17 protein-coding genes are annotated in these 22,037 nt (G+C 61.4%); 12 read left to right on the top strand and 5 right to left on the bottom strand.

What is annotated here, in order from left to right:
• Nucleotides 1–752 (top strand): diphosphomevalonate decarboxylase (gene mvaD / locus NZ740_01110; GenBank protein MCS6770608.1); only part of this gene is annotated, 752 nt, incomplete at its 5' end.
• A 25-nt stretch (nt 753–777) separates the two neighbouring features.
• Here mvaD and NZ740_01105 read toward each other — a convergent pair.
• Together NZ740_01105 and NZ740_01100 are read right to left on the bottom strand one after the other, a co-directional pair.
• Entirely contained in the window at nt 778–1,401 is a 624-nt protein-coding gene (locus NZ740_01105) for an MBL fold metallo-hydrolase (protein ID MCS6770607.1), read from the bottom strand.
• Nucleotides 1,402–1,421: 20 nt separating this feature from the next.
• Nucleotides 1,422–1,586 carry a DUF5989 family protein gene (locus NZ740_01100; protein ID MCS6770606.1) on the bottom strand — a complete coding sequence of 55 codons (165 nt, stop codon included), beginning with the start codon at nt 1,584–1,586 and terminating at the stop codon, nt 1,422–1,424.
• A 476-nt stretch (nt 1,587–2,062) separates the two neighbouring features.
• Here NZ740_01100 and NZ740_01095 point away from each other — a divergent pair, with 476 nt between their 5' ends.
• From NZ740_01095 to NZ740_01065, 7 genes are all read left to right on the top strand, one after another.
• A complete protein-coding gene (locus tag NZ740_01095; protein ID MCS6770605.1) occupies nt 2,063–2,989 on the top strand; it encodes a PD-(D/E)XK nuclease family protein in 927 nt (308 codons plus the stop codon).
• Nucleotides 2,990–3,539: 550 nt separating this feature from the next.
• Nucleotides 3,540–4,835, top strand: a complete 1,296-nt coding sequence (locus NZ740_01090) for a glycosyltransferase (GenBank protein ID MCS6770604.1) — start codon at nt 3,540–3,542, stop codon at nt 4,833–4,835.
• Between the two features lie 55 nt (nt 4,836–4,890).
• Complete coding sequence (locus NZ740_01085; protein MCS6770603.1) at nt 4,891–6,651, top strand: heparinase II/III-family protein; 1,761 nt, start codon at nt 4,891–4,893, stop codon at nt 6,649–6,651.
• A 108-nt stretch (nt 6,652–6,759) separates the two neighbouring features.
• Nucleotides 6,760–7,506, top strand: coding sequence for a UvrB/UvrC motif-containing protein (locus NZ740_01080; protein ID MCS6770602.1), 747 nt, complete (start codon nt 6,760–6,762; stop codon nt 7,504–7,506).
• Nucleotides 7,507–7,522: 16 nt separating this feature from the next.
• Nucleotides 7,523–7,888 carry a DUF2294 domain-containing protein gene (locus NZ740_01075; protein ID MCS6770601.1) on the top strand — a complete coding sequence of 122 codons (366 nt, stop codon included), beginning with the start codon at nt 7,523–7,525 and terminating at the stop codon, nt 7,886–7,888.
• 725 nt (nt 7,889–8,613) lie between these two features.
• Nucleotides 8,614–10,314: a tail fiber domain-containing protein gene (locus NZ740_01070; GenBank protein ID MCS6770600.1), complete on the top strand. Its 1,701-nt coding sequence runs from the start codon at nt 8,614–8,616 to the stop codon at nt 10,312–10,314.
• Between the two features lie 794 nt (nt 10,315–11,108).
• Nucleotides 11,109–13,001, top strand: a complete 1,893-nt coding sequence (locus NZ740_01065; protein ID MCS6770599.1) for a DUF4914 family protein — start codon at nt 11,109–11,111, stop codon at nt 12,999–13,001.
• 24 nt (nt 13,002–13,025) lie between these two features.
• Here NZ740_01065 and NZ740_01060 read toward each other — a convergent pair whose 3' ends face one another.
• Nucleotides 13,026–13,475, bottom strand: a complete 450-nt coding sequence (locus tag NZ740_01060) for a YhcH/YjgK/YiaL family protein (GenBank protein ID MCS6770598.1) — start codon at nt 13,473–13,475, stop codon at nt 13,026–13,028.
• A 55-nt stretch (nt 13,476–13,530) separates the two neighbouring features.
• Between NZ740_01060 and NZ740_01055 the strand changes: the two genes are divergently transcribed.
• From NZ740_01055 to NZ740_01040, 4 genes are all read left to right on the top strand, one after another.
• Nucleotides 13,531–14,103, top strand: coding sequence for a hypothetical protein (locus NZ740_01055; protein MCS6770597.1), 573 nt, complete (start codon nt 13,531–13,533; stop codon nt 14,101–14,103).
• A 416-nt stretch (nt 14,104–14,519) separates the two neighbouring features.
• On the top strand, nt 14,520–15,845 hold the full coding sequence (locus NZ740_01050; GenBank protein MCS6770596.1) for a TolC family protein: 1,326 nt from the start codon (nt 14,520–14,522) through the stop codon (nt 15,843–15,845).
• Nucleotides 15,842–16,801 (top strand): efflux RND transporter periplasmic adaptor subunit, encoded by a 960-nt coding sequence (locus tag NZ740_01045; protein ID MCS6770595.1) that lies wholly within the window; start codon nt 15,842–15,844, stop codon nt 16,799–16,801. Before NZ740_01050 ends, NZ740_01045 begins: the two co-directional genes overlap by 4 nt.
• A 43-nt stretch (nt 16,802–16,844) precedes the next feature.
• Nucleotides 16,845–18,803 carry an ABC transporter permease gene (locus tag NZ740_01040; protein MCS6770594.1) on the top strand — a complete coding sequence of 653 codons (1,959 nt, stop codon included), beginning with the start codon at nt 16,845–16,847 and terminating at the stop codon, nt 18,801–18,803.
• Nucleotides 18,804–18,836: 33 nt separating this feature from the next.
• Here NZ740_01040 and NZ740_01035 read toward each other — a convergent pair whose 3' ends face one another.
• Nucleotides 18,837–21,500: a hypothetical protein gene (locus NZ740_01035; protein MCS6770593.1), complete on the bottom strand. Its 2,664-nt coding sequence runs from the start codon at nt 21,498–21,500 to the stop codon at nt 18,837–18,839.
• A gap of 100 nt (nt 21,501–21,600) precedes the next feature.
• The gene (locus NZ740_01030) at nt 21,601–22,026 is read right to left on the bottom strand and encodes a hypothetical protein (GenBank protein ID MCS6770592.1); all 426 of its coding nucleotides are present in this window, start codon (nt 22,024–22,026) and stop codon (nt 21,601–21,603) included.
• Nucleotides 22,027–22,037 lie beyond the last annotated feature (11 nt).

The raw sequence follows: 22,037 nt of genomic DNA, 5'->3' as shown, positions 1-22,037 counted from the left end.
CGCCGACGGTCTTTTTCCGAGTGGAAACGCGGAATTCCATCCCGACGGCGGCCGGATTGGCCTCCTCGGCGTCGGGATTCGCCGCGCTCGCCCTCGCCTTGAATGACTTCTTCGGGTGGGATCTTCCCCATAACCATCTTTCGATCCTCGCCCGTTTGGGCAGCGGCAGCGCCTGCCGGTCCATCTTCCTCGGCTTTGTGGAATGGGAAGCCGGCGCAGATGAGGATGGCATGGACAGTTTTGCCGTACCGCTTTCCACACAGTGGCCGGAGCTCCGTATCGGTGTGCTCACCATCTCGGAGGATCAAAAGGCCATCAGTTCTCGCGAGGCCATGAAACGGACGCGGCGAACCTCATCCCTTTATGAATCGTGGCCCGTCAAGGTCGCACACGATCTGGCCCTCATCAAGGAGGCAATCGAAGGCAGGAATTTTGAACTGCTGGGTCAAACGGCCGAATCCAATGCGCTGGCCATGCACGCCACCGCGCTCGCGGCCTGGCCGCCAATCCTGTTCTGGCATCCGCGCACGGTCAGCATCATCCATGACATCTGGGCGCTGCGCGAGAACGGCCTGCCCATTTACTTCACCATCGACGCCGGACCCAACATCAAGTTGCTTTTCCCCCAAACGATCGAAAACGAGGTTCGAAATGTTTTTCCAGACGCGACGGTAATCGCCCCATTCTCCGACCCCGCACAGACAGCCAAAACGACAACCCCGTCGCCCGCCCAGCCATCCACCCCGACCTGAAACTCTCCCGCCAGCCGCTTTAGGATCAATCGATCCGCAAAAAAGGATTTGATACTCTCTCCTGTGAGATCGTTGTTTCCGGCCCATGGCCGGGAAACACTCGGGTCGCGTCTGGTAGCGTCATCAATCGCCGCAGCGACTTTTGCAACGTCAACCAATCGCCTCCCGGCAGATCGGTGCGGCCGACAGAGCCGCAAAAGAGCACATCGCCTGGGAAAAGCCATCCGGGCTCCGGAAAATGAAAACTGACGCTACCCCGCGAATGGCCCGGCGTGTGAAGCACCGTGTACGTGAAGCCGGCGTCCGCCCACGTTTGCCCATCACCGAGTTCGCGGTCAATCGGCGCCGGCCTCGGCGGCTGCGGATAAAAGGGCGGCAAGGTGTTGCGCTCCGTAAACGCCCAGGCTGAATCCAGCGGATGCATTGAAACTGGCGCGGGAAAGGCATCGCACAAGTCGGCCAAGGCGGTCACATGGTCCACATGACCGTGCGTGATCAGATATCGTTCGACGACCAAATCGCGCTTCTTTAGCGCCGAGGCGATCTCTGCCGCGTCGTCGCCCGGATCAACCACGAGCGCGCGCGAATCGCCTCGCCGCCAAAGAAGATAACAGTTAGACGCGAAAGGCCCAACGGAGAGACCGACCACGCAAAATGGAGAATCGCCGCTCAAAAGAGCGTGTAAATGAACGGCGCGACGCTCGAGCCGGTTACGATGAACGCCGCCAGGATCAGCAAGACCAAGACGATAGGGATGATCCACCAAGCCTTGTTTTGCCAGGCAAACTCAAAAAATTCGCCGATCAACCGGCCTATGTACTTTATGACTCGCATGGACTTAACCCCAAACGAATTTCTTTACACCAATTTCAGCCGCCGGATCAAGCTCTTCCCATTCGCGCCTCGCCAGAAAACCCGCATCCCCCACGTGTGCATGGTGTCGCAGTTCAAAGCTAGGTCGGTCCGAGGAATACCATCCGAATGTGGCCGCGGCAGATTCAGACGCGCCGAAATTTCCATCGTATGGAAAATGAATGGGCGGTCACTTCCATCGCATGGAATTTCCATTTCATGGAAAAAAGGACCGGAGTTTGTTTCAGCACCACCTCGACTCAATCGTCAACTCCGCCCCCCTTGCTGCTCATTATGTCGTAGAGCCGGCATTGGGCCGAAAGACGAGCCAGCCGGCGGCTGACCGGTACTGATTGATCGCCAATCGACGGAGCCCAGAGTCATACCTACCTGATACCTCTGACGGGAAGCGGCTTTCTGAAGTGGTATAGAACTGAGACCCATGCCATCATTCCCGCATGCCGGAGTTGAAAAATGAATTCTCGTGGTCGACTTCCAGGGCGTCCATGTTTTCCGCCTGCCCCCGCCAATACTATTATCATTACTACGGCTCATGGGGAGGATGGTCACCCGATGCGGACCCCAAGGCGCGCACGCTGTACATTTTGAAGAAACTGATGACTCGGCAACAGTGGATCGGCGCAACGGTCCACAACTGCCTCCGCTGGATGTTGACCACTTTGCGGGATGAGGGCGCGCTGCCGCCAGAAGAAGTCACGCTACGCCATTTGGGTCGACGTCTGGAAAAGGATTATCAGGAATCCGGCGAAGGCCTGTATTGGGATGAACCCAAAAAGTATGTCGGCTTGATCGAACATGAATATGAAGAACTGGACGTCGACGAATCCCGCTGGCGCTCGCTAATGCAGCGGGCGATGGAAATGGTCGGCCGACTCTACCGAAGCGACATTCTCCGTGAATTGACGTCGTTGCCTCGCTCGGCGTGGCTCGACATCGAGAAACTGGCTTCGTTCACCGTCGACGACGTGAAAGTGTACGTGCAGATCGACTGCGCCCATCGCCGCAGTGACGACATCCGCGTCATCGACTGGAAAACCGGCAGGTCGGCCGCGGAAGAGACCCGATCCCAGCTCACCCTTTACGCCTGGTTTGCATCCCAAAATTGGAACAAAACGCCGCAACACATCGAAGCGGGCGAATACAACCTCCGCGACGGCGCGTGGCAGAGCTTCCGATTCGAAGTCGGCGACTTCGAGGCGCAGCGTGCCCGAATCCTCGAAAGCGCCGCGTCTATGCGGGCGCTCCTTGATGATGCCGAACGAAATTTGGCGTCGGAGCCGAAGTTCCCCCTCGCGGAGACTGAAGAACCGTGCCGCGCCTGCCCCTTCCGCCGAGTCTGTCCTCGTTTCGCCGAATCAACATGAAACACACCAGGCGGTTTAATCGCCACGCTCGATGTTGAGATGTCCTGATCTGGCGAGAACCGTTGCGACCCGCTTGCTTCCCTTCATTTATGCAGTGATCAAAAGGATCGGTTGATCTTCGCGCGCAAATGTTTTTGCTGCCGCCCAGGAACGTAGTTGCCATCGGCCGTTCCCGCTGCAAACACATACGAACCTTTATGAATACCTAGCAACTCTTGGATCTTTCCTCGCGCGCGTATCAGCCTTAATTGTGCGGGGCAGGATCAATCTTCGGCGTCGTCAGAGCACCGCGAGGGGCAGCCGAGCCGACTTCTATGTCGCCGAAATTTCTTGGATCAGGAAAAGATTGGACAACTCTTTCGCAACGGAATTAGTAAAAAACCTCTGACGACCCTCGCCGAATCGCAGTCCCCGCCAGCCGGGCCACAACACCCCATCGAGAAATCCCGTTTCGCTTCCTAAGAAACATTTCGCCAGATTTCGGAATGATGCCGTGCGCCGAAGCCTTGCGCCCGGTTTCGGACTGCCAATATATTTCGATCTTTTGACAATGAAGCGCGTACTGATCGTCTTCCATTCGTTCGATGCCTGGGAAATGGGCGCCATCCGAATACGTCGAATCGCCCGACACCTTGGCCGTTTCGGCTTTGAACCGCTGGTCCTCACCTCCCCCGCCACGGGAAATTCGACGGCCGACATTCCCGAATCCGTTCGCATCCTTCGCGCGAATGCCCTTGACCTTGCCGAACTCTACGGCCGCCTCCGCGGCGCGCGCGCCACCCATCAAGCCGGCAGCGGGCGCATCAATCGCGATATCGGGCTCACCACCGCCATCAACCGTTGGCTCATGGTCCCAGACAAGCAAATTCCATGGAAATCACCCGCACTGCGGCTGGCCCGCGAACTGCTCCGCCGCGAACCGGTGGACCTGATCTTCGGCTCCCTCGCTCCGCGAACCAACCTTCTCGTCGCGACGCAACTAGCCCGAGAATTCAGGCTGCCCTGCGCGGTCGAATTCCGTGATTTGTGGACGGCCAACATGTACCGCCATCTTGACCAGCCCACCCGCCTGCACCGCGCCCTCCACGCTCGGCTTGAGCGGCGCGTGATCCGTGCTGCCGACCGCGTGTTTGCACTGTCCCAAGCCCTCGCCGACCGCCTTGGCGCGGCGCATCGCGAAAACCTGCGGGCCCCTGTTGAAACTCATTATAATTTTTTCGATCCTGCCGAATTCGAAGGGTTGCCCGCGCGCCACCGGGGCCCGGGATCTCCTTTCATCATCTCCTACGTCGGACAATTCTACATCCGCCGCGACCCCGCCCCGTTCTTTCAAGGTCTGCGCCGCTTTATTGACGCGTACCGCCTCACGCCCGACCAATTCCGGTTTCGCTGGGCCGGGGCCTCGTTCGGGCTTGCCCACCTCGAGGACACCATTCGATCCCTCCAGCTCGATCCATACATCGATTATCTCGGGCATCGAGCCCATCGGGAAGCCCTCGCTCTTCTCTGTGATAGCGACCTGGCGCTGATCGTCCAAGCGCCGGGGGACGCCGTGCACGTCCCGGGCAAGCTCTTCGAGCCGTTAGGCGCGCGCGTCCCGATCCTCGCCGTCAGCGAACCTTGCGAAACCGCGGACCTTGTTTTGAAAACGCGCGCCGGATTCGTCGCGCCCCACGACCCAGATGCCATCGCTGCCGCCCTTGGCGAGGCCCGCCGGTGGTCGCAATCGGGACGCCCGTGGGAATATGACGAAACTCAGCGCGCCCGCTTCAGCGTAGATGGCGCTCTTTCGAGGCTGGCGGCCTCTTTTGAGGATCTCCTCGCGGAGACCGCAAATCGCCGATGAGCACTTTCGTGCTAATAATTCCTTTTTCGCGCCTGTCTCATTCCCGCGCTGGACGATGAACCTTGCCGATCTGCGCCATTTCATCCGCTCGCCTTACGCGAGGCGTCCTTCGCTTCTCGCCCTCAAGCTTGCCGGACGCCTCGGTATAAGTCGGCCGCTCCGATGGGAAACATCGCCCAAACCCTACCGCGAGCCAGAGGCGTTGGCGCCCTTGCTGTTCGCATGGCTGGACCGCCTTCACCTCACCGGCCGGCCCATGCCGTCAAACCGAATCTGGGGAAGCGACTGGGCGGAGGCCGATCTGCTCCGCCTGTGCCGCGAAGGGCCCGCGCCGGGCCGGGGTCTCGCCGCTGATGCCAGAACTCTCTGGGAATACGGACGCGCCCACCATGCTGCGCAGACTGCCGCATGGGCCCGCCGTCAAGGCTCCTCGGACGAAGAAGCCATGCGTCTGGCTGGCTGGATCCGACAATGGGAGGCGAATAACCCGTTCCCAGACGGCGCCGCCTGGCTTTGCAGCATGGACGTTGCCATCCGGGCCGTCAATTGGATGGCCGCCGATGTGCTCCTCGGGGGACGACTTCGCCAGGCATTCGGGGAGGACGAGTGGAGCGCCAGCCTGTGGAATCATGCGCGTTGCATCTGGCACCGCCTCGAAACTCGGCTTATCCTCTCCAATCACTACATTGCAAACCTGCTAGGGCTGGCATGGCTTGGAGCGGCCTTTTGCGATACAGCGCCCGGCGCGAGGTGGCTGGAGTTAGCCCGACTCGAATTCCCCTCCGCGCTCCGGACCCAATGCCGCCGCGACGGCGGCGCAATCGAAGCCTCCGTGCCCTACCACGGACTCTATGCGGAGCTCGCCCTGCTCAGCCTGCCGCTGCTCGGAAACGACGCCACCCGACGCTCGGAACCTGTTCTGCAGGCCCTATGCCGAGTCTGTGCCGCCATGCGCCGGCCGGTCGGTGATTGGTGGCGAATCGGGGATGACGACAGCGGTCGGGTCCTCCGATGGGACCCACTCGCCCAAGAGAGTCGCGCCGATCAAATCCTCGCGCTCGCAGAGACCGTGATGGTCAACGCGTTCCCACGCGCCGAGCCAGCCGGATCTCTCTTCGAGGACAGCGGGTGGTGGTCATCCCGCCATCCGGGCGGCTTCTGCGCCTGTCTGTCCTTCGGCGGTGTCGGGTTCCATGGCTGGGGCGGGCACGCCCACAATGATCGGCTCTCGATTTGCGTGGACGACGATCGGCAACCGATTTTTGTGGATCCCGGAACCTTTGTGTACTCCGCAGACCCCGCCGCCCGACTCCGATATCGTTCCGTTCTGGCGCACAACACCCTGTTCGCGGACGGCCACGAACACAGGAAGCTATCGCCACCGGACTCGGACCACCTCTTCGTGCTTCGCGGCTCAGACCGCGCGGCGCATGTCGTGGAACATGGGCCGTTCCGGATCGCCGTCGAGGACGACATTCCGGCGGAAGGCGAGCGGGTGCGAGTCCATCGGGCCGTATGGATCCACGAGGAATCCGTCGAGATCCGCGACCGCATTTTTGGAACCAGCCCCCATCTCCTGTGCTGGCGGTTCCATCTCGACCCAGCGATTTCGCTGGAGCCTACGGAGCGTGGCTGGATCCTCGCCTCACCCTCGCGCCGCTACCGATTCACCGTTGCAGAGCCGCTGGAATTGCAGGTCGAGATCGGGAGAGTCTCCCCTGAGTACGGTCGGGAAGAGCCCGCGTCAGTCCTTGTCGCGGCCCGACGCGGAGCCCTCCCTGCATCCGCGACGTGGCGGCTCGAGCGCATCGGCTGATTGCCCCCTCCAACGATTAGGCCGCTCGGCCTTTCAGCGACAGCTTCGTTCAAAAGACGGTTGTCGGAGCCGCGACACAGGGGTAGATTGCGGACAAGGAGTGTATCCATGAATTTCGACCTGGATGCGGTACTGAACGACTGGCCTTACGATCCCAACTCGGTCAATGCGCGCTGGATCGTCGCGCGGGATGGCTCGCGGAAATTGCAGCTCCGTCTCGACCTCGGGATTCTCCAGATGGAGCCCACAGGTCGGCCCGACGGACAACGGCCCTACGGGTTCGAAACGCTCCTCGACTACTACGCCAGCCGCGAACAGGTCGAGGGAACGGACGTACAGGGGTTCTCGCTCGACCCATCCGCCTGCGCGGAGTTGCAGCAGGAAGCCGCCCAGTTTTATTACCGCTACATCTCCCTTTACGCGCTGCGGGACCTCGATGGCGTCGTCGCCGACACGGAACACGCCCTCGGCATCCTCGAGCTCGTCGCCCGGCATGTCGAAGACGGCGAACTGGTCTGGCAGTTCATTCAGTTTTATCCCTATATCCGGATGATGCACGCCCGTGCCCTTGCCGAGCGCGCAGCCGAAAAACGCGACTACGACGCGGCCATTCGCGACCTCGAGGAGGGGATTGAAGACATCCGCGAATTCTGGCGCGAAAACGGAAGCGAGGACGACATCGCCGAGTCGCGTGAAATCGAGCTGTTGACCGATCTGCTCAGCGACATGCGTGGATCGCGCCCGCGCTCGGAAATCGACCGACTCCAGGACGAGCTCATGCGCGCCATCGCCGCGGAAAATTATGAGAAGGCGGCAAGACTTCGCGATGCGCTGAAGCTGCTGCGCAACTCTTGAGCCTTCCAGCCCGGCCATGCCCGAATCCCGCGGTGAGCTCGAAGCGCGCATCACGGAGGCCTTCGTCAAATTCGAGCGCGAATACATGGGCCGCGGACCCGCGGCCGCGCGGACCTACCTGATTGACGACATGGTCCTCGTGCGACTGCAGGGCGTCATCACTCGCGCTGAGCACCACCTCGCCGCTGCGGATCCGACTGGGCGCGGGCGCGACCTGATCAAGCAAACCCGGCTTGAATTGCTGGAAAAGGCGCGCCCGGAGATCGAGAAGCTCATCGCCGACATCCTCGGCCGCCGCATCAAGAGCCTACACACCGACATCAGCGTCAAATCCGGCGAGCGCATCATCCTGCTGACCCTCGAGTCGCCGCCCAACCTGTAGGGCGCAGGCTCGCGCCGCAAGCGTCCTCGGATTTTCCATGCTCTGGAATTTCCATGCCATGGAAACCGCCGCGCGGAACTTTTCCATTTCATGGAAATTTTGCGACCTCAGGACCGAAGGAAATTCTGATCACTCTTTATTTCGGATGTCCGGGATTGTGGAAGCGATGCCGAATCCATAGCCGGCCCGGGTGGAACCGGGCCCTCCATTTCCCTTGGAGGGACGCCTTCCACGGCGTCCGCAAATTCAATTTTTTACCAAACTAGTGGAACGGCGCTCTCCAAGATTGGCGCGGGTGGAACCGCGCCCTCCATTGCGCCCCATCTGAAGCGGCGGTTTTCAACCTGCCCGCCAAAATTTCGCTCGTGACAAACGGAGACGCGTAGCGCACCCGTACAATAGAATCGGATTGCAGAGATAGCGGGCGTAATGAATCATGATATTCTGAAATGCGTGGGGGGCGTATATTCAAGCGTTGGTTGGAGAGACATACGGACGCTTCGGAAGAATACTCTCAGAAGATTTTTCTCCAGGGGGGCTGGGTTTGTCTGCCTCTATACAAGTGCTCGTGAAACAAATTAAGCGAATGAAAAAAGAGAATCCCCAACTCCGAAAGAGATCAAGGCGAGGAGCAAGTAGCTGGAGGCGATAAAAAGGGCGATTTCGCAGTCATCAACAAGGAGAAATTCACAGTCTCTAAACTTTGATATCGGAGGAAAGACGCAATGAAACGAGGGTGGCTGTTCGCGATGGTGTTGACGGGCATGGGCGCAGTCGTGGTGCAGGCTGATGCGCCGGCGATGATTCATTATCAAGGTCGATTAGCGGAAGGATCGAGCCTGTACAGCGGGCCGGTGAGGCTGGTGTTTCGACTGTATGATGCGCCGACGGCGGGCACGCAGCTTCACTACAGCACGAATTTTGCGACGGCGGTAGACGGGCTGTATGCGACGGTGATCGGGCAATATGGCGTGGTGGGCGATCTGGATGCGGCGCTGACGAACGTGCAGGTGTGGCTCGAGGTGGAGGTCAACGGAAACATATTGAGCCCGAGGGAGCGATTGATGGCGGTGCCGTACGCGCGTGCAGTGCATGGGATGCGGGTTGTACAGGCACACAGCATCGTGCTCAATGCGAAGGGAGGAACAAACTCAATCGCGGCCGGTGCGAACTACTCGTCGATCGGCGGTGGTGCTGAGAATCAAATTCAGATGTTTTCGGACTACGCGACGATCAGCGGCGGTTATCAGAATCAAATTCAGACGGATTCGGACTACGCGACAATTGGCGGCGGTTGGTCAAATCAAGTTCAACCGGATGCACGGCTCTCGACGATCGGCGGCGGTTATTTGAATCAAATTCAGACAAATTCGAGCTACGCAACGATCGGCGGCGGTCGTGGGAATCGAATTCAGGCGGATTCGTGGTACGCAACGATCGGTGGCGGTAATGGGAATCGAATTCAGGCGGATTCGTGGTACGCAACGATCGGTGGCGGTAATGGGAATCAAATTCAGGCGGATTCGCGGTACGCAACGATCGGTGGCGGTAATGGGAATCAAATTCAGACGAATTCGGATTACGCTACGATCGGAGGCGGCGATGGTAATCAAATTCAGACGAATTCGATCTACGCGACGATCGGCGGGGGTCGGGAGAATAAAATTCAACCAGAAACGGATTACGTGGCGCTCGGCGGCGGTTATCAGAATCAAATTCAGACGGATTCTGACTATGCGACAATCGGTGGCGGCGGGGTGAATCAAATTCAGTCAAATTCGAGCTACGCAACGATCGGCGGCGGTTTTTTCAACGTTATTGGGCCAACTTCGTACTATGCGGTGATTCCCGGGGGATTTAATAATCGGGTGGGCAATAATGCAACAGGCGCATGTGCGATGGGTTGGCTGGCGCATGCTTTGCATGCGGGGGCGTTTGTATGGTCGGATAAGAGTTCAGGAGCACCTACTGCTTCCACGAATGCCAACTCGGTGACGTTCCGCGCGGCGGGGGGATTTCGGATCTTCACGTCGGCGGCGATGACCAGCGGAGTAGCGGTGGCGCCGGGGAGCGGGTCGTGGACGTCGCTAAGCGATAAGAATGCGAAAGAGGGATTTGAGCCGGTAAATCCTAAGGAGGTGTTGGAAAAGGTTGTGGAATTGCCGATCGCGACGTGGCGGTACAAGGGGCAGCCGGAACAGGTAAGGCACATGGGGCCGACGGCGCAGGATTTTTATGAGGCGTTTGGGTTAGGCGACGCACCGGGGTATGGGATTACGACGGTAGATGCCGACGGGGTGCTTTTCGCCGCCGTGCAGGCGCTGGCGAGGCAGAACGAGCGAATCGCGCGGGAAAACGAGGACCTGCGCCGACGGATCGAGGAACTCGAAAAACGAATCCAGGGGCCTGTAGGCGGATCATTTTGAGGCTGAAGATTCGATGAAGAAAATGCCGCTTATTGAATGAAATCGAGGAATGGCGCCCGCCCGCTTGCTCGCTGTTGATAATTAAGTTGGAGGGACGCCTTCCACGGCGTCCTCATCCGGAGGAAGAGCTTCCACCCTGTCCCAAATCATCGGCCCGGGTGGAACCGCGCCCTCCAACAAGCCTTATCTGGAAGGTCCATTTCCACGCCGACCGGAATTTGTGGAGCGGGCAAGCGATGTGGGCCGCCCCTCTGTGGGCGGCGAATTTACAGTCCCTCTTCACAGCGCCTCCCGCTAAAATTCCGCTCCCTTGGCAGCCACTACTACGGCGGACCAACCCTTTACCCTCAGCAACTTGAAACCGCGGCCAGATCCGTTTGGGGAGGGATCACTCGGTCCCGGTTCGCGCGCCAACTCCACTATGCGCAACGGATTTATTCCATCCGACTCATGACCGTCAGCCTCGTTCGCTCGTTCTGTCTGCTCCGAAGTTTTCCCATCGCGGCGGTCCTTGCTCCGCCGCCAAGGGGTCATTTTATCGAGTTCGCGCGCGGACATTTTCAAAACTTCATAGAGGCCGACCCGAGGGGGATTGACAACACGCCGCCGATCCATAGGCTATCACGGTTGCCGGGGTGCCGCGGCGCGCGCGCGAGGCGGAGCCTCGGAAAAACGATTGTTGGATGTTCAAGTCGCGGCCGAATCGCACAAGCGAAGCGGTCGGGAAGTGAGCCGACGCCGTGAAGAAGCGGCATCGGCTTTTTTAGTTGAAAACTCGAACTAGGAGGCCTGCGATGGCTAAAGTGGATCTAGGATTCGATGTGCCCCCCGAAGTGCGGGACATCCTCGAGGCGTGCCCGTCATACACCGTGGCGCGCAATCAGCAGGAATTGATCGAACTGTCCGTGCGCGATGCGGTCAACGGAATTCACGAGGTCGCATATGACGTACCCGGGAAGGGACGCGTCGTGGAGGCCTGGGTTTGCCGCGTCAAAAACGGAATCAGCGCGAATTACACCGAACCGTACATGCGGCGCCGCGACCCCGACTGCATGGTGATAGCGGACGAGCGGCCGACGGACAAACCGCGGTTTCGGGAGGAGTTCGGCACCACGTTCGAAAGCCTCAGGCTCGAGACATTTGCGTGGCTGAAAACGCAAGAACTCGCCCTATTCCCCTTCCACGCCGGTGGTCCTCAGACTGGCGCCGACGCGCTTGTGGTCGGGCCGGCGAATGCTGGATTCTTCGCATTCGGCCTGGCAGTGCTGCAGGGAATCCTCGAGTCCGACAAGGTCCCCGAGGGCTTCAACCCGCGCGCGATTATTTATGTGGCGCCGCCGTTCCGACACACGCATTTCAAGGGCAAGCAGATGGTCGTCCATAATCGGCGAAGCCGCATCCATGAGCTCTTCAGCTACAACCTATACCCCGGCCCCAGCGCCAAAAAGGGCATCTATGGCGTGCTTCTCACCCTCGGTGAAAAGGAAAACTGGGTCACCGCTCACTGCTCGACCGTGCAAGTTATTACACCTTACGACAACAAGGTGACGATCATGCACGAGGGCGCAAGCGGCGGCGGCAAGAGTGAGATGCTCGAGCAGGTCCACCGCGAGCGCGATGGCTCGCTCCTCCTCGGCCAGAACATCATCACGGGCGAACGCCGCACTCTCGTCATGCCGCGCAACTGCGAACTCCGCCCCGTCACCGACGACATGGCCCTCTGCCACCCGTCACTCGCCAAAAACGACGGGCGACTGGCCCTGATGGATGCCGAGCAGGGCTGGTTTGTCCGCGTCAACCATATCACGCGATACGGAGTTGATCCTCACCTGGAGGAGCTGACCATCCATCCAAAGGAGCCGCTTCTTTTCCTCAACATCGACGCCAAGCCGGGCAGCACCGCGCTGATCTGGGAGCATATTGAAGACGCGCCCGGCAAGCCGTGCCCGAACCCGCGCGTTGTGATCCCACGGCGGATTGTCCCGGGGGTCTACAATGGCGCGGTCAACGTCGACATTCGCAGCTTCGGCGTACGATGCCCGCCTTGCACGGAGGAGCATCCGACCTACGGCATCATTGGTCTCTTTCACAAACTGCCTCCCGCGCTCGCGTGGCTTTGGCGCCTCGTCGCCCCGCGCGGCCATGCCAATCCGAGCATTGTCGCCACGGAAGGAATGAGCTCAGAGGGCGTCGGCTCCTACTGGCCGTTTGCAACGGGCCGCATGGTGGACCAGGCCAATCTGTTGCTTCAGCAGATCCTCGATACGCCGCGCGTCAAATACATCCTCATCCCCAACCAGCATATCGGCGCCTGGAAGACGGGCTTCATGCCGCAGTGGATTGCCCGCGAGTACCTCGCGCGCCGCGGCAGCGCTCGCTTCTCACGCGATCAGGTCCGCCCCGCGCGATGCCCGCTGCTGGGCTATGCGCTCAATTCCATCGTCGTCGAGGGCCAGACAATTCCGTCGATCTTCCTCGAGGTCGATCGCCAGCGCGAGGTCGGCCCCGATGCGTACGACAAGGGCGCGCTGCAGCTCACCCACTTCTTCCACCAGCAGCTGGAGCGCTACCGCGGACCGGACCTCCATCCTTTGGGCAATCGGATCATCGAGTGCTGTCTGGACGGCGGTTCCGTCGAGGACTACGCGAAACTCATCCCGCACCCGATGCTAGAGGGCGACGACTGAGGCTGCAGACCGGCGCGGCAGCCGTCAAACGAGTCGAACTTTGACGACGACCTTGAAGACGGGGCCGTCGCCGGCCAGCGGCGCGTGCGCGTCGTCCGGCAGAAACAAGGTAAAGTAGCCGGCGGGGACTTCAAACCAGCACAAGGGCGGATCCTCGAAAAACACGAGGTCGCGCGATTTGTCATACGGCGACTTCGGCGACATACACGAGGCGAGATCTCGCCAGCCCATGATGTCCCGGCCCTCCACAACATACTGGACATCCGCAAAAACTCGGTGCGCCTCCAGCGGCGCGTGAGCGCGGCTGCGCCCCCTTGCCCGCTCGATGTGCGCGTAGAGCCGCGACGGCTTGAGCTCGACGCGTCCCTCTGGAAAGGATTCCCATCCACGTCGCATTAAAAAAACAAAGGCGTCCGAGAGCCCCTCGAACAAGTGGGCATAGGCCGATGCGCGGTCGAGCCGGTCGAGAATCATAGCGTCCCCCTTGTGAAACGACGACGATTTGTTAGGATCACGGCTACAGTCTTTCATGATTCGCGTCACAATCAACGTCTTCCTGTGCGCGGTGGGCGCGTCGCTCTTCGCCGCGGCCGCCAGTCAGAATTTGCTGTCCAACAGCAGTTTCGAGGCGGAAAGCGCATTTTCTTATGGATTTGCGCAAAACTGGAAAATGAACGATCCGGACGACCATGGCGACGCGTGGGGCAGCGCGTCGCGCGAAAACTGGCGCGCGAAGGATGGCCAATACATCATCGCCATTCGGGGCACGTGGGCCAACGCCGGCTCCAACGGCGGCGTGTGGCAGGAGGCGCAGGGGCGCGGCAACCAGTCCTACCGGCTCAAAGCGTGGTTCTACGCAGACGTCGGGTGGGCCGCCGAAACTCAGGAAATGAAACTGGAATTCTGGAACTGGGATCGCACTCAGATGCTGGGCTCCGCCGCGCTGAAACTCGAAAACATTGGTGAAAGTTGGACCGAGCGCGAGCTGATCGCCGTATCGCCCGAGGGCACGGAATGGGTACGCGCCGTGTTCAACGTCTCCGGAGCAGGCCCCACCGGCGCGCTGCAGATTGATGATGTCTCGCTCGAGGCTCTTCCTTGACCGCGCTTTGCCCGCCAACGGTGCCCGCGGCGCTGTTTGGCGTACGAATGAATCCGACCTAAATCGCCGAGTCGAAATGGGACGGCCTTCGCCATACTGAGGACGGGTGGATGAATCATCGACTGCATCACCGACACGTTGGCAAAAAGGCGGAAGTCGATCGTTGTCGGGCCGAAGGATTCACCGGCCATTTCCAAGAAAGCTGCGACGAGCCTGCCCAATGCTCTAGACGAGCGGCGCAAATCATACGGATGCAGCCGGAGCCGCGTTTGGCACAATATTCGTAAACAACCCACCCGTTATTTCGAATAATCGGATAGTCTTTACAGCGGATGGACCCCCGCCGAAATATGCCATTCCGTCCTCCTTTTTCTGCCAATCGTTCTCGAAAGGCGGGTCTCTTGATCATTAACCCCATGATCTCCTGCCGAAGTGTGACGTACACGCGAATCACCTCATTCTCACGGCACACCCCCATCATGAAATTCGCCTGTCTCATCGGTTTTGCTCATTGGTTCCTGGCTACAGCGAGTTTGCGGGCAGAAACGGCGAGGGCTGTTGGATGGGAGGAGTTTTGCCTCGAAGTGGCCGCGCGCAATGCCGCACTTGAGGCCGCGCGCGAGCGGGCTGAACAAGCGCGGCGGTTGGTGGACGAGGCAGCCGCCAGATTCTGGCCCTCCCTGTCCGTCTCAGCAGACCGAAGCCGCTCAGAGTCCGACGGCGGAACGACGGACCGGACTTCTGCAGGACTCTCCGCGCAATACGCCCTCTATGCCGGCGGCTCGGACCGGGCCCGATGGCTGCAGGCCCGCGCGAATGCGGATGTCTCCGAGGCTGAGCTCGCGGCGGCGCGATCGCTGGTGGGCGCCGAGGCGCGAAGCGCATTCGTCCGTCTGCTCTTCGCCCAAGAACGCGCGGCGCTGGCCGAAAAAATTTCCGAACGCCGGCGGCAAAACTTCGAACTCGTCCGGCTGCGCTTCGAGGCCGGAGCTGAAAACAAGGGTTCCCTACTTCGTGTCGAAGCCGCGCTGCGCAGGGCCGAAGCCGAGGTGCGCGAAGCGAAGCGCGACATTCCGGTTCGCCAGCGCGAACTTTCGGCCCTCGCCGGGTACGATGACCCCGTGGCATGGGTGGCCGTTGGGAGTCTCGAAGCGCCGGAGCCACCGGACGAGTCGGATTGGGGGCCGCTTGTCCGCTCGGTGCCCGCGGTGCGCGCGGCGGCCGCCCGCGCGGAAGCGGCTAGCGCCGCGGCGGCCCTTGCTCGTGGCGAACGTAGGCCGGAAATTTCGCTGCAGGCGAATCTTCAACGCGAGGGAGAGGGCGACCGCCTCGACCAGGAGGGCTGGAGCATCGGCGCCGCGGTGTCGATCCCTTTGTTTACCGGCGGCGGTCTGCCGGCGCGCTACGCTGCCGCGGAGGCGGCCGCTCGAGCCGCTCGGGCCGAGGCGGATCAGGCACTACGAACGGCTGCCGCCGAGCTCGAACGCGCACGCGCCGACCTCATGAATGCCCTTGACCAGGTCGAGGTCCTGCGAGCATTCCGTGCGGCTGCGGAAATCCGCGCGGAAATTGCGCGCGCCCAGTATGCCAACGGGTTGTTGAGTTTCCAAACGTGGGACCAGATTGAGGATGAACTCATTCAGAGCGAACAAAACCTGCTCGCGCAACTCCGCGACGCGGCCTTGGCCGCCGCGGAGTGGGATCGCGCGCGCGGTGTTTCGCCCCTCCCGGAGGCTCCATGAAACGCATCATTGGGTGGATCGCTTTGGCGGCCCTCGGTTTGACCGCCGTCTGGGGCTGGTTGCGAATGCGCACAAACCCGGAATCGGAGACGCCGATGCGGGAAATCGCGGTCGAACGAGGCTCCATCCGCCAGACGGTTGTCGCCACGGGCACGGTAGAGCCGCGGAATCGCGTCGAATTGGGCTCGCCCATCGCCGGTCGCGTTGAAGACGTCCTAGTCCGCGAGGGCGACACCGTTTCGCGGGGTCAGGTTCTCGCATGGGTCAGCTCGACGGAGCGCGCCACCCTGTTGGATGCGGCCCGTGCACGCGGACCAGAGGAGCTGGCTCGCTGGCAGTCGCTGTTCAATCCAACCCCCGTCATCGCACCGCTTGACGGCTCTATAATCGCGCGTCTGCTTGAGCCCGGCCAGAACTCCGCTCCGGACAAGCCCATCCTCGTGCTGGCGGACCGGCTCCTCATCCGCGCCCAGGTTGATGAAACGGATTTGGCCCGGGTCGCTCCGGGCATCCGCGCAGAGGTGCGGCTCGACGCCTACCCGGATCACGCCTTCACCGGCCGTGTAGAGCATATTTCCTATGAATCGCGGGTCGTGAACAACGTCACGTTCTACAACGCCGAAATCGTTTCGGACGAGCTGCCGGAATTCGTCCGCAGCGGAATGTCCGCTGCAATTACTTTCATCCTACAGGAAACGAACAGCGTGCTCACGCTGCCGCTCGAGGCCATCCGCCGAACTGGCGACCGAACAATGGTTTGGCTTCCGGCCGACACTCCGCACGGCGCCCCGAGGGAGCGGGAGATCTTAACGGGCCTCGACGACGGGCGGCGTGTCGAAATCCGTTCAGGGCTCGCCGAGGGCGACCGGGTGCTGGCGCCCGATCTTCGGCTCTCCCCGGCCGGCGCTCAGAAGACATCGCCGTTCCTGCCGTTTGGCGGACGGAGGCGGCTATGACGATTAATCGGCATCTTCACGGGAAAAAGGGAACGGATCGTCCGTGATCGAGTTGTCTAATGTCAGCAAGACGTACCGGATGGGAGATGCGCAGGTGCATGCGTTGCGCGGCGTTTCGCTGCGGATCGAACCGGGAGAATTTGTGGCGATCATGGGGCCATCCGGCTCAGGCAAGTCAACGCTGCTCCATATCCTCGGGCTGCTGGATGTTCCCGATTCCGGGTCCTATCGCCTCCAAGGTCGCGAAGTGTCTGCGCTCGGCGACGATGAACTCGCCAGGATCCGCAATGAGGAATTCGGCTTCGTGTTCCAACAGTTCAACCTTCTGCCACGCGCCACCGCGCTCGAAAACGCCGCGATGCCGCTGCTGTACAGCCGAATGGTCGCCGATTCGAGCCGTCCCCGCGCTTTGCTTGAGCGAGTGGGCTTGGCCGACCGACTCCATCACAGGCCCAACCAGCTCTCGGGCGGCCAGCAACAGCGAGTCGCGATCGCGCGCGCATTGGCCAACCGCCCGCGAGTAATCTTCGCAGACGAGCCTACCGGCAACCTCGATTCCGCCAGCGCGCACGACCTCATGAGGCTGCTCTCGCGCCTAAACGAGGAAGGGCTCACGCTGGTCTTGGTCACGCACGAACGGGACATTGCCGACTACGCAAACCGCATCATCCATATGCGGGACGGCGCCATCCAGAGCGAGGAACGTCGATTGGGCCTTCGGCCCTTTGCCGAAGCGCCCCACTCCGTTGAAAAGCCGGAGGCCGAACCCGTCCGGCACTTGCCGGGCCGGGCGATGATAACCTACGCTCGCCTCGCCGGACGCGCTCTTTGGACGCACAAGGTGCGTTCTTTCCTCTCAATGCTTGGCATCCTCATCGGAGTGGCTTCCGTGATCGCAATGCTCGGGATCGGCGCGGGCGCAAAAGAGGCGATCCGTCGTCAGTTTTCGCACCTGGGGTCGAATGTGCTCATCGTGCGACCCAGTGCGTGGCATACAGGTGCCGTGCGGCTGCAGGCGGGGCAGGTCAGTCGACTCACTCCAGAAGATGCACGGGCGATCGCCGAACGTGTGCCCGGTGTGCGCTATGTGTCCGCCACCGTATCCACCCGCGCGCAGGCAGAGTTTGGCGCTCGCAACTGGAATACCGAGGTCACCGGCGTCGAGCCCGACCACCAGTTCATCCGCGCAATGCATCCGACCGTCGGCAGGTATGTGACAGACGAGGATCTGCGCACCCGCTCGCGCGTCGCCGTTGTGGGGCGCACCGTCGTTAGGGAGCTCTTTCAGGGCCGAAATCCGGTAGGTGAGGACATTCGGATCGACCGCATCCTGTTCAAGGTCGTTGGCGTGTTGCCCGAAAAAGGATCCTCGCCCTGGCGTGACCGGGATGATGTCATTATCATCCCGCTGACGACCGCAATGTTCCGTCTGGCAGGCCGTGAGACGGTCGACGCAATCGAGATGGAAATCGCCGACGCCTCGCTGATCCCGCGCGCTCAACGGGAGGCCGTTGCGCTGCTTCGGGCGAGGCTGAAGACGCCCCCGCACTCCGCTGATCCTGTTCAGGTCCAGAATATGGCAGAGATGCTCGCCGCGTTGACTGAGACAAGTCGGACGATGTCGATGCTCCTGGCTTCAATAGCGGCGATCTCGCTGGTGGTGGGAGGGATCGGCATCATGAACATCATGTTGGTCTCCGTCACGGAGAGGGTCCGCGAGATCGGAATCCGCAAGGCGGTCGGCGCGCGCCGGCTCGACATTCTGGGGCAGTTTCTGGTGGAGGCCGTCACGACAAGCTTGGTGGGCGGGACACTTGGAATAGGGCTGGGCGCGGCAATCGCGATGGTCCTTTCACATGCGTTCGGATGGGCGATCGCGATTACCGGCGGAGCCGTAGCGCTCGCATTTGGTTGCTCCGCGGCGACAGGCCTGATTTTCGGCCTCTGGCCCGCGCGCAAGGCCGCGCTGCTCAACCCGATCGACGCCCTGCGATACGAGTGAATGTCGAGCCTGCTCCGCAGTACTGCGACGGGTTCATCGTGCGGGATCGGGGCCCGCAGACACGTCATCGGCGACTTCATCGAGGACCGCTACACGCAGGCTTTCTCCAAATTCCCCGATCGCTTGCGTCCAAAGACGTAGCGTCCAGAGTCCGGGATCTGGAGGCACCCAGGATGCCTTCACGCGACCACCCGGCGGCGTGTCGGGAATACTGATCCATCTTGTGCGGCCAGTGGACGGAGTGGCGCGGAGCCAGACGCCTGCACTGGCCTTACGTTCGGAGCCGGCCCACGCTGCGGGCCCGGTATTCAAGAGCTCGAGCGAAACCGGCTGGCGAAGACGCACGGGAATAGCCTCGCCGGTTGGCGGCGGAATTGGATTCATCCAGTCGGCATTGAGCAGGCCGCGAAGGGTTTCCGCGCTATCGACCTCTTCCGATGAACGGCCCCACCCACGCGGGCGAATCTCGATCGGAATATCGACGCTTTGGACCTTGGCGAAAGCCGTTCGCCATTCCTCCCACGCCCGATGCAGAAGCGGGTCCGCTTCTTCGCTCCGCCATTGAACCGCAGTGACTGGTGCTTTGCGCCGCCACTGGTTCAGATGAACGCGCCACCGATCGCCGGCCGGGTTCCAAGAACCGTCCGGGTTCAGGAGACCCGCACTCCTTTCGTTCGATCCCCTCCGTCCGCCGGTGAGAGGACCCGCCAGCACGCCAGCTACATGGGTAGCCTCAACGCGTTGGAGGAATTCCCCGATCCGCTCGGCCGATTTTGCCGCCTCGCCATCCGAAGAATCGCCCGAACTGGAGGGGTGGATCCTCCATATCACGGGCTTTCCGCCGGATGCACCCCGCGCATAGGCGGTCAGGAATTCAATCCAACCAGGAGGGAATGATTCTCCATATCGGTTGGACAGGACGACAAAATCCACATGGTGAATCCCGGCCAGTTGCGGATACTGCTCGCAGCCTTCCGCTCCAAGCCATGCAATACCGCATTCGGAGAGTTCACGGCGTATCCGCCTCAGTTCCCTGCCGACCGCATCGTGGAAAAATCGACCCAGGTCCCGCTGCGAGTTTTCGGCAAGATCTGCCATTCGTTCAGGTTTCCGCGCTATCTCGAGCGGATCGATCGATTCCGCCCATTCGGGATCACCATCCGGCCCATACTCTTCGGCGATCCAATCCTGCCAGGCTGATCTCAAACGATTCTCGGCCGCCAGGTCTCCCGGCGATGGCGGGCCGACGGGGACCAAGACGGCCATCACCGGCGAATCGCGGGTCAGCGCGAGCGCATCGAGCAGCGCTTTCGCGGCTCTGCGCTCCGTCCGCCATGGCGACAGCGAGGGCATGGTGAGCACCGCCCGCATGCGTCTCGAATGCAATTCGTCCAATAGCAGACGCAACTGGGGAGCCTGCTCGATCCGAGTATATGGGAGTTCGATAATATTCAACCCTGCTTCCTGGAAGAGCGAGAGCTCTCGTTCAGCCGCTCGGGCCGTGAAGCGGGGCGGTTCCAGCGGATGCACGGAGGCGTCCCCGAATATCGGTTCGAATCGTGCGCCCGCCAGTGGGACGGGCCGTCGGCCGATCACAAACGATCCTCCACGAATACTCATCCTTGGCTCCCCGCTATCTACCGATCCCGCCGAACCGCTTATGATGCGGATGGACTGAACAAGTCGGTCGTATTCAATTTCCTCTCCAGGGTCGGTCAGGCTCGAATGGATGCGCCAGTTGATGCCGGTTGAAGGCGTGCGGGGCGCTGCGCCGAGCAGGGCCTTGGCGGATATGAGCGCAGGAACAGGGCGCGCGCCGGGTACTTCCAGAATCTGGGTAAAACGCCGCTCCACTGCACCCGCTTCGGAAACGGCCTCCACGGTTAGCCGGACCGATGCCCCGGTCTCGACCATGCCCGCGATGCGCACGCTTAGGGCGATCGACTCGCCGGGTGAAAAGGCTAAACGATCCGTTCCCGCTTCAACCAACAGGTAAGGTTTCCGGAGCAGACGCACCGCGCGGCGGAGCAACGCGGCCTGTGCCTCCGCGGCGCGCTGGTCAGGTTCCCACGCGATCCATGCCCATCCTCCAAACGCTCCGGACGGTCCAGCTTCGAAGACGGCAGACGCCGGCCATCCACGTACCGGACCATCCGGTTCGCGCGCTTCTGCAATCGGAATCCAGCGAAGCGTCGAGCCGGACCGTGCAGACTCTGGAAGAGGAAATGGGCTCTGGAGCCGGAGGGGCTCCCTCGCCAGGTAGGCGCCGCCGTCGAGCCCACGAATTTCAGGCGCACGACATTCGAAATGCTCCGAGTTCGGCCGTAACATCCGGACCGCCGAAGTGACGGCCTCTCTACCGGCCGGATCGGAGCCCCAGAACAATGCTCGGCCGCCGCGCGCAAGATGGTCGGCAAAGACCTCCCAATCCGCGTTCTGCATCGATCGGAGCGGAGGCGCCACCAGCACGACTCGATCCCGCCGCAAAACCGGTCCCGAGACGGCCAGTTGGTCCATCGTCAGGCGGCGAGCTCCCGGAAAGGCACGATTGAGGATCGCTCGGGCCTCTGGCGACCACTCGCGGCTGGGCGCCTCCACAATCACCGCCGAGCCGGGCGGCGGAGCCGCTGCCCGCCACGGTTCAACGGCGGGTGAGCACCCCGCGAGGAAGGCGGCACAGAGCGGCCAAACTGACAAGCGCTTAACCCAGCCAGCCGGCCAATTGGCGGAGATTGGGAAACGGCATGAGGCTCGCGCTAGAGCTGTGCGGTCCAACGGCAGAGGGCTACGCGACCGCTCATGCCCTAAGCGCCGATTCGAGAACGACGAGCGCTTTCGGAATGTCATTGACCCGCGCGACGATAAGGCTTTTGTCGGCGCTCTCGTCATCGGCCGAATAGGCATATTCGATGTTGATTCCGGCGCGCGCCCAGATGTCAACAGCGCTGGCCAGCCCGCCGGGCTCGTTCGCCACCGTCAGCAGCACCACGTCGCGCTCGATGACCAGGTGCCCCGCGCGGCGCAGGACATCCACCGCGCACTCGTGCTGGTCCACGATGATGCGCAGATAGCCGATGTCCAGTCCCTCTGAGAGCGAAAGGGCGAGCATGTTGATGCCGTTCTCCCGGAGGGTATCGATCACTTCCGACAGCGTACCGGGCCGGTTCTCGAGAAACACGGAAATCTGCCGGCCAAGCTTCGCGCTGAAGAGTTTCTTGCTCATGCGAACGCTCT

The sequence above is a fragment of the Kiritimatiellia bacterium genome (genome assembly GCA_025054615.1).
In the GTDB taxonomy this organism is placed as follows: domain Bacteria; phylum Verrucomicrobiota; class Kiritimatiellia; order CAIVKH01; family CAIVKH01; genus JANWZO01.
Note: the sequence above shows the minus strand (reverse complement) of the source record. Positions and strands in the feature narration are given on the sequence as shown.